12 protein-coding genes and 2 tRNA genes are annotated in these 13,401 nt (G+C 72.1%); 8 read left to right on the top strand and 6 right to left on the bottom strand.

From position 1 onward, the window contains the following. Positions 1–86 precede the first annotated feature (86 nt). Positions 87–1,535, bottom strand: a complete 1,449-nt coding sequence (locus tag ACZ7PG_RS31075; protein ID WP_470242679.1) for a DHA2 family efflux MFS transporter permease subunit — start codon at positions 1,533–1,535, stop codon at positions 87–89. 196 nt (positions 1,536–1,731) lie between these two features. Between ACZ7PG_RS31075 and ACZ7PG_RS31070 the strand changes: the two genes are divergently transcribed. Next, positions 1,732–1,806, top strand: a tRNA-Val gene (locus tag ACZ7PG_RS31070). A gap of 39 nt (positions 1,807–1,845) precedes the next feature. After that, positions 1,846–1,917, top strand: a tRNA-Val gene (locus ACZ7PG_RS31065). A 163-nt stretch (positions 1,918–2,080) separates the two neighbouring features. On the opposite strand, the gene ACZ7PG_RS31060 is transcribed toward ACZ7PG_RS31065, so the two are convergent. Then, a complete protein-coding gene (locus ACZ7PG_RS31060; protein ID WP_470242678.1) occupies positions 2,081–2,680 on the bottom strand; it encodes a TetR/AcrR family transcriptional regulator in 600 nt (199 codons plus the stop codon). A gap of 77 nt (positions 2,681–2,757) precedes the next feature. On the opposite strand from ACZ7PG_RS31060, the gene ACZ7PG_RS31055 reads away from it, so the two are divergent. Beyond that, a complete protein-coding gene (locus ACZ7PG_RS31055; RefSeq protein ID WP_470242677.1) occupies positions 2,758–3,540 on the top strand; it encodes a class I SAM-dependent methyltransferase in 783 nt (260 codons plus the stop codon). A gap of 76 nt (positions 3,541–3,616) precedes the next feature. Beyond that, a complete protein-coding gene (locus tag ACZ7PG_RS31050) occupies positions 3,617–3,868 on the top strand; it encodes a DUF4287 domain-containing protein (RefSeq protein WP_470242676.1) in 252 nt (83 codons plus the stop codon). Between the two features lie 155 nt (positions 3,869–4,023). Here the strand turns inward: ACZ7PG_RS31050 and ACZ7PG_RS31045 are convergent, their stop codons facing one another. Further along, positions 4,024–5,475: an MFS transporter gene (locus ACZ7PG_RS31045; protein ID WP_470242675.1), complete on the bottom strand. Its 1,452-nt coding sequence runs from the start codon at positions 5,473–5,475 to the stop codon at positions 4,024–4,026. Positions 5,476–5,574: 99 nt separating this feature from the next. Between ACZ7PG_RS31045 and ACZ7PG_RS31040 the strand changes: the two genes are divergently transcribed. Continuing rightward, entirely contained in the window at positions 5,575–6,777 is a 1,203-nt protein-coding gene (locus ACZ7PG_RS31040; protein WP_470242674.1) for a cytochrome P450, read from the top strand. Between the two features lie 6 nt (positions 6,778–6,783). Here ACZ7PG_RS31040 and lexA read toward each other — a convergent pair whose 3' ends face one another. Next, the gene (gene lexA / locus ACZ7PG_RS31035; protein WP_470242673.1) at positions 6,784–7,437 is read right to left on the bottom strand and encodes a transcriptional repressor LexA; all 654 of its coding nucleotides are present in this window, start codon (positions 7,435–7,437) and stop codon (positions 6,784–6,786) included. A 264-nt stretch (positions 7,438–7,701) separates the two neighbouring features. Between lexA and ACZ7PG_RS31030 the strand changes: the two genes are divergently transcribed. Further along, on the top strand, positions 7,702–8,214 hold the full coding sequence (locus ACZ7PG_RS31030; protein ID WP_470242672.1) for a lytic polysaccharide monooxygenase auxiliary activity family 9 protein: 513 nt from the start codon (positions 7,702–7,704) through the stop codon (positions 8,212–8,214). Positions 8,215–8,267: 53 nt separating this feature from the next. On the opposite strand, the gene ACZ7PG_RS31025 is transcribed toward ACZ7PG_RS31030, so the two are convergent. Further along, on the bottom strand, positions 8,268–9,842 hold the full coding sequence (locus ACZ7PG_RS31025; RefSeq protein WP_470242671.1) for a hypothetical protein: 1,575 nt from the start codon (positions 9,840–9,842) through the stop codon (positions 8,268–8,270). A 68-nt stretch (positions 9,843–9,910) separates the two neighbouring features. Beyond that, positions 9,911–11,206, bottom strand: coding sequence for a glycoside hydrolase family 6 protein (locus tag ACZ7PG_RS31020; protein ID WP_470243649.1), 1,296 nt, complete (start codon positions 11,204–11,206; stop codon positions 9,911–9,913). Positions 11,207–11,449: 243 nt separating this feature from the next. On the opposite strand from ACZ7PG_RS31020, the gene ACZ7PG_RS31015 reads away from it, so the two are divergent. Next, positions 11,450–12,157, top strand: coding sequence for an alpha/beta hydrolase (locus ACZ7PG_RS31015; RefSeq protein ID WP_470242670.1), 708 nt, complete (start codon positions 11,450–11,452; stop codon positions 12,155–12,157). Between the two features lie 19 nt (positions 12,158–12,176). Next, positions 12,177–13,382 (top strand): PucR family transcriptional regulator, encoded by a 1,206-nt coding sequence (locus tag ACZ7PG_RS31010; protein WP_470242669.1) that lies wholly within the window; start codon positions 12,177–12,179, stop codon positions 13,380–13,382. The last annotated feature ends 19 nt before the right edge of the window (positions 13,383–13,401 follow it).

Here is a 13,401-nt window from a genome sequence, read left to right as displayed (position 1 = left end):
TCGAACTCCCGCTTTCGCTCGCAGGTCTCCCCCCAGCCTTCGCTGAGCGGAAGCGGGACCTTATTCGTCCTGAATGGACAGTCGCGTCAGTGCTTCGGCGCGCTCGACGCTCCCGTCGTGGACTTCCGGATCGTCCACGTCGCCGCGAACGCCAGCACTCCGATCACCCCGGCCACGACGAACGCGGCCCGCAGCCCCGAAGCGTCCGGCCCCGCCGCCGCGCCGTCCGCGCTCCACAGCGTCGCCACGCTCACGAACAACGCCGTCCCCAGCGCCCCCGCCACCTGCTGCAGCGTCGACAGGATCGCGCTCCCGTGCGAGTAGAGGTGCTCCGGCAGCGATCCCAGCGACTCGGTGAACAGCGGCGTCATCATCAGCCCGAGCCCGGCCATCAGCAGCACGTGGATCCCGATCACCGCGATCAGCGGCGAGTCCGCCCCCAGTGTCGTGAACAGCCACAGCGACACCGCCATCGCCGCCGCGCCCGGGATCACCAGCGGGCGCGCGCCGACCTTGTCGAACAGCGCTCCCACCGGGCGGCCCAGCAGGCCCAGCACCAGGCCGCCGGGCAGCACCGCCAGCCCGCTCACGAACGTGCTCGTGTGCAGCACCGTCTGCAGGTACAGCGGCAGCAGGATCGCCGCCGCGCCGATCAGGCACACGAACAGCAGCGACGTCAGCACCAGTGCCACCACGAAACTCCGGTGCGTGAACGGCCGCAGGTCCAGTAGCGCCCGGTCGCGCCGCTGCAGCCGCAGCTGCCGCCACGTGAACACCACCAGCGCGACGACGCCCACGACGATCGGCACCCACGCCGGCACCAGCGGCTCCGCGCCACTCTGCTCGCCGGTCGCCGACAGCCCGTACAGCACGCCGCCGAACCCGATCGCCGACAGCAGCACCGACGGCACGTCCAGCGGCACCCGCCGCGTCTCGCTGTTCAGGCGCAGCTGCAGCGCGCCAGTCACCAGCGCCGCGATCGACAGCGGCAGCACGATCCAGAACATCCAGCGCCAGCCCAGCGACGACAGCACCGCGCCACCGATCGTCGGCCCGATCGCCGGCGCCACCGCGATGACGATCGTGATCGTGCCCATCGTCGCGCCGCGCCGCTCCGGCGGCACCAGCCGCATCACCGTCGTCATCAGCAGCGGCAGCATCACCGCCGTGCCGCACGCCTGCACCACGCGCCCCGCCATCAGCATCCCGAACCCGGGCGCGAGCGCGCACAGCAACGTGCCGAGGCTGAACGCCGCCAGCGAGAAGAGGAAGACCTGCCGCGGCGTGAACCGCTCCAGCAGGAACCCGGTGGTGGGGATGACGACGGCCATCGTCAGCAGGAACCCGCTGGTCAGCCACTGCACGGTCGTCGTCGGCACGTGCAGGTCGACGGTCAGGTCACGCAGCGCGACGCTCAGGATCGTCTCGTTCAGGATCATCACGAACGCGGACAGCACGAGAACGCCGATGAGGAGCCCCGGACGCACCGGGGCACGGTCCAGGTCGGCGGGCGGAGTGGACACGGTGTCGGTCATCGGGGCGGAAACTCTCCTGATCTCGGCGCCCGGCCCCGGCGAGGGCCGGGGTGCCGGACGTGCTGTCTTCTCGCAGTGTGCCCGTTTCGACGCCGTCGTGTCACGGCGGTTTCCGCCGTGCGGCCCGTCACACCGGACCCCCTGCTGACGCTCCGCAGCCGTCCGATATGCTTTCTCGAGTACGGAGTTCCGCAGCGCGCGATTAGCTCAGCGGGAGAGCGCTTCCCTGACACGGAAGAGGTCACTGGTTCAATCCCAGTATCGCGCACCACGAGCCCACCCCCCGGGAACTCGTGGAAGTCCGTACCGCGGGCGATTAGCTCAGGGGGAGAGCGCTTCGTTCACACCGAAGAGGTCACTGGTTCGATCCCAGTATCGCCCACGAGATTCGCTGGGTGAGCCCTGTTCGCGGACTGCGCGAACAGGGCTCTTCTCGTTGTGTCCTGTGGGGGTCGAACCCCCACGCCCCCGCCGGGGGCGCGCCCCCGGACCCCCGCGTGTGGTCGCTTTGCGTTGCGGGCCAGGCTTTTGGCTACTTCGGACTTTTACAGCAGCCTTCGCTGGAGTGCGTCCGCCATTACCGTCTCGATCAGCTTCTCCAGCTCCGACGGGTCCGGCAGGGTGTGGGGTTGGCGGCCGGCGAAGAGCAGGTGGCTCGCCCCGATCAACGACAGGGCCAGGGAATCCACGTTCGCGTCCGCCGCGATGCGGCCTTGCGCTCGCTCCGCCGACAGGTAGGCCGACAGCATTTCCCGCGCCTCCGTCAAGAAGGGGAGTCCGTCGCCCGGGGGACGCAGGCGGGCGCGCAGCTCGTCGCGGATGAATATCAAGCTCGTCAGCGCTATCGAGACCGGGTCGAACAGCTCGGTCAGCTCGTCCACCAGGTTCGCCGCCACCGTGCGGGTCCCCGCTGAGGCCTGGAGGATCGCCGCCTGGTCCGTCAGGCGGGCGATGCGGTCGCGTACCAGGTCCGCCAAGAACGCGTCGAAGTCCGTGAAGTGCCGGTGCAGGACGCCCTTCGCGACGTCGGCCTCGGCCGTCACCGCGCGGCTGGTCAGCGCGTTCGGGCCGTCGCGGAGCAAGACCCGCTCGGCCGCGTGGAACAGCTGCTGGCGCACGTCGCGCAGGTGGACCCCGGTCGGCATGACCCCATTCTCCGTTACGCCCGCCGCGAACGCCCAGGCGGTTGCCCGAGTGGGCACGTGCCCATTAAAGTGGGCGCATGCCCACTCAGCCTCATGAAGCCCGTGCCTTCGCCGAATCCTTCGGGATCGACGCCGGCCGCTACGACCGGGCCCGGCCCGAGTATCCCGCCGAACTCGTCGCCCGTGTCGTCGCCGCCAGTCCCGGTCCCGACTTCCTCGATGTCGGCTGCGGCACCGGGATCGCGGCGCGGCAGTTCCGCGCCGCCGGCCGCCGGGTGCTCGGGGTCGACCCCGATCCGCGGATGGCGGCCTTCGCGCGCGACAGCGGTCTCGACGTCGAAGTCGCGACGTTCGAAGACTGGGACGCCGCCGGACGGACCTTCGACGCGGTCGTCGCCGGGCAGTCCTGGCACTGGGTCGATCCGGTCGCCGGTGCCGGCAAGGCAGCCGACGTCCTGCGCCCCGGTGGGCTGCTCGCCCTCTTCGCGCACGTGTTCCAGCCGCCGGCCCCGGTGGCCGACGCCGTCGCCCGGGGCATCCGGCGCGTGCAGCCTGAGTGGCAGCTGCCGGCGGAGCCGAGAAGTCCGGCCGAGCTCTACGAAATCATGTTCACCAAGTTCGCCGACGGCATCCGCGAGTCGGGCCGCTTCGGCGCGCCCGAGCGGTGGCGGTTCGCCTGGGAGCGGGCCTACACCCGCGACGAATGGCTGGATCTCCTGCCGACGACCGGCGGGCTGACGCGGCTCGAGCCGGACGCGCTGGCGGACGTGCTCGGCGACGTGGGCGCGGCCATCGACGAGCTCGGCGGCGGCTTCACGTTGCCGTACACGACGCTCGCGGTGGTCGCCCGAAAGTCTTGACAAAAAAAGTTGTCGGTGAGACCTTGGGGACAAGCGAGACCGACCGAAGAATTTTCGGCCCGACCCAGGAGTCCTCATGTCTTTTCAGGCTTACCTCGACAACGCGGAGAAGCAGACCGGCATCACCCCGCGCGGTTTCCTCGACCTGGCCGCCGGGAAGAACCTCACGAAGCACGGCGAGATCGTCACGTGGCTGAAGACCGAGCACGGCCTCGGTCACGGCCACGCGACGGCGATCGCGCGGCTCGTCACCAAGGGTCCCGAGTTCGTCGCGGCGCACCACACCGACGGCGTGCTCCACCTCGACGGCGCGGCCGCCCGGGCCTGAACCCGGGCGGCCGGAGCCGGCTAGGGCGATCGAACCGAGGTGCGTGCCGCCGGAGACATCGGCGTGGCCGGCCGCCTGCCGATTCCTCGCGAAGCCCCGGTCGCCCCAGTGTTCTCCGGCGTGGCTGGCGGCCGAGGCGTGCGAACCGCCGTCGGTCAGCGGCCCACCGCCGCGGGTTCCGGGCTCGCGGGCGCCGGCGAGGCCGCTGCGTGCCGCGGCAGGAACGCCGCGACCGCCAGTGCGATGAGCGCCGCGGCTGCCCCCATGCCCAGCACGAGCCGGAAACCGTTCTGCGAAGGCAGTTCCACCGGTCCGAACCGGACGGTCAGCCGGGCGAGGATCAGCCCGGCCGTGGCGCTCGACACCGACGTCCCGATCGAGCGCATCAGCGTGTTGAGGCTGTTCGCGGCCGCGGTCTCCGACACCGGCACCGCGCCCATCACGAGGGACGGCATCGCGCCGTAAGCCAGCCCGATCCCGCCGCCGATGATGCTCGACACCAGCACGAGGTGCCAGGTCGCGCTCATCAGGACGATGCCGAGCGCGTACCCGGCCGCGACGACGACCGCGCCGAGCATCAGCGTCGTCTTCGGGCCGCGGGTCGCCGTGATGCGCGCGGACACCGGCGCCAGCGCCATCATGACCAGCCCCGACGGCGCCATCACCAGGCCCACCACCAGCATCGACTTCCCGAGGCCGTACCCGGTGGCGGCCGGCAGCTGCAGCAGCTGCGGCAGCACCAGCGACATCGCGAACATCGCGAAGCCGAAGACCGCCGACGCGATGTTCGTCAGCAGCACCTGGCGCCGCACGCTCGTCCGCAGGTCGACCAGCGGCCGCGGGGTGCGCAGCTCCCACCGGCCCCACAGGCCCAGGACGACGACCGCCGCGGCGAGCAGGCCGAGCGTGGCCGCGCTGCCCCAGCCCCAGTCGGCACCCTTCGAGATCGCCAGCAGCAGGCAGACCAGGGCGATCGAAAGCCCGGCCGCGCCGAGGACGTCGAACCGGCCGCCGGTGCGCACCGGAGACTCCGGCACGAGCGCGACGACCAGCGCGGTGACCACCAGGCCGAGGCCGGCCGAGGTCCAGAAGAGCACGTGCCAGTCGGCGTTTTCGGCCAGCAGCGCCGCCGCGGGCAGACCGAGCGCGCCGCCGACGCCGAGGGACGCGCTCATCAGCGCCGTCGCCGAGCCGAGCCGTTCGGCGGGGAGCTCGTCGCGCATGATGCTGATCCCGAGCGGGATCACGCCGGCGGCCAGGCCCTGCAGCGTCCGCCCGGCGACCATCGGCACGAGGGAGTCGGAGAGCGCGCCGATCGCCGAGCCGACGACGAGTGCGCCGAGGCTGACCAGCAGCATCCGCCGCTTGCCGTACATGTCGCCGAGGCGGCCCATGGTCGGCGTCGCCACCGCCGCGGCGAGCAGGGTGGCGGTGATGGCCCAGGTGGCGTCGGCCGCGGAGGCGTGCAGCAGTCCGGGCAGGGCGGGGATCAGCGGGATGATCAGCGTCTGCATCAGCGAGACGGTGATGCCCGCGAGGGCGAGGACCGCGACGACGAGGTTCGCGCGCGGCGAGGCCTCTCTGGCGGGGGTGGCTGGGTCGAGCACGGGGCGGTCCTCCGGAGGTCCGAATTAAATCAGTCGCTTGACTTAGCGTAGCAGTCTTCGGTTGACTGCCGACGAACCGACGGCCACCGTGGAGGAACGATGACGGCCACCGAGATTCCCGAGTTCCCGATGCCCCGGGCCGCGGGCTGCCCGTTCGACCCGCCGCCCGCCGCCCGCGCGCTGCAGGAGGAGACCCCGCTCGCCCGGGTCCGGCTGTGGGACGGCAGCACGCCGTGGCTGGTGACCCGCTACGCCGACCAGCGGGCGCTGCTGGCGGATCCCCGGGTCAGCGCCGACATCACCCGGCCCGGGTACCCGAGCCCCGCGCCGTTGCCGAAGAACGGCACCGGATTCGGCTTCATCCTCATGGACAACCCGGAGCACGCGCGGCTGCGCAAGATGGTGACGGCGCCGTTCACGATCCGCCGGGTCGCCGCCATGCGCCCGGCCGTGCAGCGGATCGTCGACGACCTGATCGACGAGCTGCTGGCCGGCCCGAAGCCGGTGGACCTCGTCGAGGCGTTCGCGCTGCCGGTGCCGTCACTGGTGATCTGCGAGCTGCTCGGCGTCCCGTACGCCGACCACGGCTTCTTCCAGGAGAACAGCAAGGTCATCGTCCGCCGCGACGCGCATCCCGAGGAGCGGACGGCCGGGCTCCAGGCGCTGATCGGCTACCTCGACCGGCTGGTGGGGGCGAAGCTCGACAATCCGGCCGGCGACCTGCTTTCCGGGCTCGCCGCCCGGGTCGCGGCGGGCGAGCTGACCCGGGTCGAAGCGGCGCAGATGGGCTTCCTGCTGCTCGTCGCCGGCCACGAGACGACGGCGAACATGATCGCGCTCGGCACGCTGGCCCTGCTGGAGCACCCGGACCAGCTGGCGTTGCTGCGCGAGGGCGACGATCCGGCGCTGGTCGCGTCGGCGGTCGAAGAGCTGTTGCGCTACTTGAACATCACCCACAACGGGCGCCGGCGCGTCGCGCTGGAGGACATCGAAATCGCCGGGGAGACGATCCGCGCGGGCGAGGGCCTGATCATGGCGAGCGACATCGCCAACCGCGATCCGGCGGTCTTCCCCGACGGCGACCGGCTCGACCTCACCCGTGACGCGCACCGGCAGGTCGCGTTCGGCTTCGGCGTCCACCAGTGCCTCGGGCAGCCGCTGGCCCGGCTCGAGCTGCAGGTCGTCTACAGCACGCTGTACCGGCGGATCCCGACGCTGGCGCTGGCCACCGACCTCGAGCGGGTCCCGTTCAAGCACGACGGGTCCGTGTACGGCGTGTACGAGCTGCCGGTCACCTGGTGAAGCGGGTCAGACGCTCCGCAGCACCGACACGACCACGCCCAGGATCGCCGCCCGGTCGCCGTCGATGACGTCGTAGGCCGGGTTGCGCGGCTCGAGGTAGACGTGGCCGTCGCGGCGACGGTAGACCTTGACCGTCGCCTCCTCGTCGATCATCGCCGCGACGATCTGGCCCGAGTGCGCCTCGGTCTGCTGCTTGACCACGACGATGTCGCCGTCGCAGATGGCGGCGTCGATCATGGAGTCACCGCGCACGCGCAGGCCGAAGACGGTGCCCCGCCCGGTGAGGTCGCGCGGGAGCTTGAGGACGTCGTCGACGTGCTCCACGGCCGAGATCGGCGTGCCGGCGGCGATGTCGCCGACGACCGGCACCGGGACCGAGTCGGCGTCCTCCCGCGCTTCGCCGCCCTGCAGGAACGCGCGCACGTCCATCGGGCGCGACACCGTGGTGCCGCGGCGCAGGAAACCCTTGTCCTCCAGGCTCGCCAGGTGCTTCGACACCGACGACGTCGACTGCAGGCCGACGGCCTCGCCGATCTCGCGGGTGCTGGGGGAGTAGCCGTGGCGAACCACCGAGTCGCGGATCGCGACCAGGATCTTCTGCTGCCGCTCCGGCAGGGCCGAGGCGTCGAGGTGCTCGAACGTGTCGTCGTAGGTGGTCACCGACGGAATCCTAGAGGCAGGCGCCTCGCGGGGCGCGTCCTGGTCGCCCCGGCGGGTCCCGCTGACCGGAACATCGGGTGACGGTTGGCGTCTTACCAACATGCGTTCCGAGTTTGCCATCTCTTGACCTGTGTCCTGACCCGACGTATGGTCTAGACCACAATTTTCCTTCGCTCGAACCCCCTTCCCGACGCGGTGGGCGTGCCCGCCGCGACTTCGCCGTACCCGGCGGCGGGAAGCGAGCCTGTCCCCGAAGGAGCTGGTATGAACCGCAAACTGGCCGCGGCCGCGGCGGGTGCTCTCCTGGCCCCGGTCCTGGTGGTGGTGAGCCCCGCCGGCATCGCGAGCGCGCACGGCTACGTCAACGCCCCGGCGAGCCGCCAGGCGCAGTGCGCGCAGGGAACGGTGTCCTGCGGCGACATCAAGTACGAACCGCAGAGCGTCGAGGGGCCGAAGGGCCTGAAGTCCTGCGACGGCGGCAACGCGAAGTACGCCGAGCTCGACGACAACGGCAAGGGCTGGCAGGCGTCCCCGGTCGGCACGACGGCGACGTTCACGTGGACCTTCACCGCCCGCCACCGCACGACGAACTACGAGTACTGGATCGGCGGCGACAAGGTCGCGGACATCGGCGGCAACAACGAGCAGCCGCCGGAAACCGTTTCACACCAGGTGAACCTGAGTGGCCACCCCGGACGCCAGACGGTGCTGGCGGTGTGGAACATCGCCGACACGGCGAACGCGTTCTACTCCTGCATCGACCTGCAGGTGGGCTGAGCTCCGTCCACCCGGGAGCGCGCGGCTCCCGGGTGGACGGTCTCGCCCCGCACTCAACGCCAGTGTCCCGGCATCCCACCCGGCCAGCGCTCCGCCGCGGGATCGAACCGCGGGATCGGGTCGCGGCCGGCCCACCAGCCGGCCGCGACGACCGCCAGCAGGCTTCCGGCCGCGAGGATCAGGCCGAGGTCGACGGCGGAGTCGCGGTCCTGCGGATAGCCCACCGTCCAGCCCAGTACGGGGCCGGCGAACGCCAGTCCGGCCAGCACGGCCGCGGCGACGACCACCGCCGTGCGCGCCGGGCGCAGTACCTGCTGGGTGAACGCGAGACCGGCACCGGTGCCGACGAGGGACACCGCGATCGCCAGCCAGAGCCCGGTCGACCCCGAGCTGTCCGACAGGAAGGCCGCCACGCCGATGACCGGCAAGGCCACCACGACGAGAAGGGCCAGCAGCGCCACCGCCGTGAGCCCGTTCCCGCGCCGGACGCGGGCCCGGCCCGCCGCCACCGACATCCCGATCAGCAGCGCGAACAGGGTGATCAGGGTGGCGTCGGTGATGTCGTCGCCGATCGCCCGGCCGAACCCGGTGAGCGGGACCGGCCGGATGTCCAGCCCGGACGCGGTGACCACGACCGGCACCCGCCGCCACGTGCCGTCGGCACCGCGGACCGCCAGCCCCTCCACGCCGTTGGCCACGATCACCTCGTGTCCACCCGGGACGGCGCGGACCAGGACCGCCACACTGGCCACCTTGGACAGGCGCTTCACCCCGCCGGGGAACGGGTGCTGGCGCACCACGAACGGCCACCGGGCGGCCGGCACTTCCCAAGCGGTGCGCCAGGTCCGGCCGGCGTCGGTCGTTTCGTCGACGCCGAGCAGGCGGCCACCGCGCGGCAGCGTCTCGACCGGGTCGAGCGCACCACCGCCGCGCACCTTGTAGCAGTGCGCGGCGGCGCCGGGTTCGCAGGCTTCGGTCCGGCGCTCCGGTAGCGGCCCGGACGGCGGGACCTCCGCCAGGATCTTCCAGTCGTCGACGCCCGACGGCGAGCCGTAAAGCCGCCCGCCCACCTCGATCACCACCTGCGCGCCGGTCTCGCCCTCGTCCGGGCCGCGCACGGAGTCGACCGACGGGACGCTGTCGTCGGGCGCCGACGTCGCGGTGATCGCCAGGACCACGAACGGCACCGTCACCAGCGCCCGCAGCCGGAACGCCAGGCCGTCCGGCAGCGGCGGTGCCGTCGCCACCCGGCGCCAGGCCCACCAGGCGAGGCCCAGCGCGGGCAGGGCGACCAGGTCGCTCGGATCGGCCAGGATGACCGACGGCCCGTTGACCACCGACCACGCGGACGACGCGATCCCGGCACCCGCGGAGGTCAGCTTGACCACCGCGAACCCGGCGCCGGTCAGCACTACCGCGGCCGCGGCGGCGACCCGGCCGGTCAGGACCAGGCCGAGCAGCAGCCCGAGGGCCGGCGGGGCTGCCACCAGGCCGGCCACGTCACTGAGCTTGCCGGTGACGAGTCCCGGCCACGCCTGTTTGAGGACGTGGTCGTTGAGCAGCAGCACCGCCGTGGCCCCGACGGTCAGCGGATGCGCAAGCCAGCGCAGGAACACCCCAGTTCGCATGCGGTACAGCCTGGGGTGCGGTGATCACGGCCGTGACACGGTCCAGCCCCGGATCGATACGGCGTCGGTCAGGCGCAGGAAGCTCCGTTCAGGGTCGCCGACCGGAAGGGTGGTGTGCCGCCGGTGTAGTTCGCGTTGTAGCCGATCGTGGCGGTGGCGCCGGTGCCGAGGGTGCCGTTCCACGCCGCGTTGCCGACCTCGACGACGTCACCGGTGTCGGTCCAGCTTCCGTTCCAGCCCTGGGTGACGGTCACGCCGGGGGCCGAGAAGGCGAGCGTCCAGTGGTCGACCGGCGCTCCGCGGTTCTCGATGACGACTTCGCCGGTGTACCCGGTCGACCAGGTGCTGACCACGCGGTGCGTGACCTTGCAGCCGCCGGAGGGCTGCGTGGTCGTGCTGGTGGTGGGCGTCGTCGGAGTGGTGGTCGGCACCGGGCCCGCCGCGACGGCGAGGTCGTAGGCCCGTTGCGGCACGAACTGGCCGGCGCCGGCGATGCAGCCGTCCGCCTCGCCCGGCGGTTTGACCCAGAGGAAGGCGGCGATCCGGTCGTCCCCGGTCTGGTCGGTGCTCGGGGTGCCGATCGCGCGGCCGGCGGGGTCGCACCACTCGCTGCCCTGCGGGCCGTTGCCGTTGCGGCTGGTGTCGACCACGGCCTTCAGCCGCGAGTCGCCGAGCTGGCCGAGGACCGCTTTGTCGTAGGCGACTTCGTCGCCGGTCGCGCGGTAGTTGGACACGTTGGTGGAGATGCCGTCGGCGCTGTTCGAGACGTCCGCCGCTCGTAGCCGCGAGGCGGCGTCGCCGGGGGAGAGCCACGCGGAGTGGCCGATGTCGAAGTACACCTTCGCCTGGGACGAGGCGGCCCTGAGCCGTTTGCCCGCGTACGCGATCGACGCGGTGGTCTGCCCCTGCTGGTCGCCGCTCTGGCAGTTGGTCATGAGCGCGAGGACGTCGGGCTCGAGCACGATGGCCGCGGGCCGGCCGGCCAGGCCGGCCGCGACCTGGTCGATCCACGCCCGGTAGGCGTCGTGGGACGGCGCGCCGCCGCTGCTCGCGCCGCCGCAGTCGCGGTTGGGGATGTCGTAGACGACCAGGATCGGGATCTTCCCCGCGGCCGCTGCGGCCCCGGTGTAGGCGTCCACTTCGCCGCGCACGGTGGAGGTGTTCGTGGTGGTGAACCACCTCGCCTGCGGTACCGCGGCGACGCGGTCGCGGATGACCGCGGCGCGCGAGTCGCCGGGGTTCGCCGCGACCCACTTGGCCGCGTTGGTGCCGGGATCGGTGTAGAACGCCGATTCCGCGGCCTGCGCGCCCGTCCACGTGGTCGCGGCGACGACCCCGCTCACGGCCAGCGCTCCGGCTGCCACTGTCCTGCTTCGCATGCACCTTCTCCTTCGAACATCGCCGAACCGAAAGTGCTGGGAGCGCTCCCAATGGTTCAGCACTGTAGCCGGGCGGACTGAATCGGGAAAGGGCCACGGGTCTCGCGAACGGTGCTGTTGTCCGGGCGGACAACGCGAGGCCGCGTTCCGGGTGACCGGGAACATCGCGCGAGCGCGCACCCTGCAGCACCGTGAGACGGCAGCTCCCCCAACGGAAACGAGGCAGTCATGACCGCTCCCACCGTCGTCCTGGTCCACGGCGCGTTCGCCGACGCTTCCGGCTGGCAGGCCGTGGCCGCCGGCCTGCGTGACCGCGGATATCCGGTCCTGGCCCCGGCCAACCCGCTGCGCGGGGTCGTCGCCGACGCCGGGTACCTGAGGGACTTCGTGTCGACGATCGAGGGCGACGTCGTGCTCGTCGGCCACTCCTACGGCGGCTGCGTGATCACCAACGCGAGCACGGGCGCCCCGAACGTGCGAGCGCTGGTCTACGTCGCCGCGTTCGCACCGGACGAGGGCGAGACGTTGCTCGAGTCCATCGCGCTCGGCGACGGGACGACCGAGCTCGGCCAGCGCCTGGTTCAGCGTCCCTACCCGGGCGCGCCCGACGGTGACTTCGACGGCTACCTGGACCTCGAGTTCTTCCACCGGTTGTTCTGCGCCGACCTGGACGCCGAGCTCGCCGCCTTCATGGCCGTCGCCCAGCGTGGGTTCGCGCTTTCGTGCCTCTCCACGCCGTCCGGGGTGCCCGGCTGGCGGGCCATCCCGAGCTGGTACCTCGTGGCGGCCGACGACGCCACGATCCCGCCGGAAGCGGAGCGGGCCATGGCGAAGCGCGCCGGGGCGCACACGGTCGAGGTCACCAGCTCGCACGTCGCGATGATCAGCAAGCCGTCGGAGACGATCGAGCTGATCGTCGCCGCGGCGGGTGGCTGACGCGGACTAAGGTGACCGGGTGACGCGACGCGGGGCCACGGGCGGGCCGGATCCGGAGCTCGTGGCCCTCGCCGGGCGGCTGCTGGGCACCATCGACGAGTTCGCCGACGAAATCGCATCCGCGATCGAGGCGCGCGTCGCGTTCTACGCCACCCACGACGTCGTGCCGGCCGACGACCTGAGGCTGTCCGTGCGCGGCAACCTCGAGTACGTCCTCCGGTCGTTGCGCGACGACCGGTTCGCCGACGTCGCCGCCGCCCGGACGACCGGCGCCCTGCGGGCCGAGCAGGGGGTGCCGCTGTCGGTCGTCATGGCGGCGTTCCGCGTCCTGTTCAGCCGGATCTGGCACAGCCTCGTGCTGCATTCCCGTGCGCGGGAACAGGTTTCCGACCAGGCACTCGTGGACGCGGCCTCCGACCTCTGGTCCGCCCACGACACCTTCGCCGAGGAGATGGCCGCCGCGCACCGCGAGGCGACCATGGCGCTGGTGCTGCGGAACGAGGGGGAGCGGTCGGCCCTGGTCGGTGCGCTCCTGGAGGGACGGCCGCTGCACGAGACGTCCGTCTGGGACGTCGCGGACGTGCTGCGCCTGCCCAAGCGCGGGCCCTTCGTCGTGATCGCGGCCGAATCGGTGCAGCTGGCCCAGGAAGCGTTGCCCGGTATCGAAAACCGCTTGCGGGTGCAGCGCATCGGCTCGGCCTGGCGGCTGCTGCCGGACGCCCAGATCGGGATCGTGCGCTTCGAGGACGACGCCGACTTGGGTCCGCTCACGTCGACCCTGACGGCGTCGGCGCGCAGCCGGATCGGCATCAGCCCGCCGTACGCCGCGCTGACGGAGACGGCGGCCGCGCTGCGTTTCGCGCGCATCGCCATGGCGAGCACAGTCGCCGGCGTCCCGCACGTCACGATGTTCGACGACTTTCCCCTCGCCGTCGCGGCGGTCAGCGCGCCCGACGCGATGCGGCGGGTCCGGCAGGCCGTCCTCGGGCCGATCCTCGACCTGCCCGCCGAGCAGTCCAAGATCCTGCTCGAAACCCTGGCGGCGTGGCGGGACAGCGGCGGGTCGGCGGCGGACGCGGCCGGCGTATTGTTCTGCCACCCCAACACGGTTCGCCACCGCCTGCGCCGGATCGAGTCGGCGACCGGTCGTTCCCTCGGCGACCCGAAGGCCACCGCGGAGATCCTGGTCGCGCTCGAGGCCGCGCTGCTCGACGTCACGCACTGACGGACGGCCGCCGGGCCCG

This window comes from Amycolatopsis sp. NPDC114504, assembly GCF_055633595.1.
Note: the sequence above shows the minus strand (reverse complement) of the source record. Positions and strands in the feature narration are given on the sequence as shown.

Bases quoted from the DNA above. Each gene is read 5' to 3' on its own strand.
- ACZ7PG_RS31030 (WP_470242672.1), top strand. From the start codon at position 7,702: ATGAACCGCAAACTGGCCGCGGCCGCGGCGGGTGCTCTCCTGGCCCCG.
- ACZ7PG_RS31040 (WP_470242674.1), top strand. From the start codon at position 5,575: ATGACGGCCACCGAGATTCCCGAGTTCCCGATGCCCCGGGCCGCGGGC.
- ACZ7PG_RS31075 (WP_470242679.1), bottom strand. From the start codon at position 1,535: ATGACCGACACCGTGTCCACTCCGCCCGCCGACCTGGACCGTGCCCCG.
- ACZ7PG_RS31025 (WP_470242671.1), bottom strand. From the start codon at position 9,842: ATGCGAACTGGGGTGTTCCTGCGCTGGCTTGCGCATCCGCTGACCGTC.
- ACZ7PG_RS31050 (WP_470242676.1), top strand. From the start codon at position 3,617: ATGTCTTTTCAGGCTTACCTCGACAACGCGGAGAAGCAGACCGGCATC.
- ACZ7PG_RS31060 (WP_470242678.1), bottom strand. From the start codon at position 2,680: ATGCCGACCGGGGTCCACCTGCGCGACGTGCGCCAGCAGCTGTTCCAC.
- ACZ7PG_RS31015 (WP_470242670.1), top strand. From the start codon at position 11,450: ATGACCGCTCCCACCGTCGTCCTGGTCCACGGCGCGTTCGCCGACGCT.
- ACZ7PG_RS31055 (WP_470242677.1), top strand. From the start codon at position 2,758: ATGCCCACTCAGCCTCATGAAGCCCGTGCCTTCGCCGAATCCTTCGGG.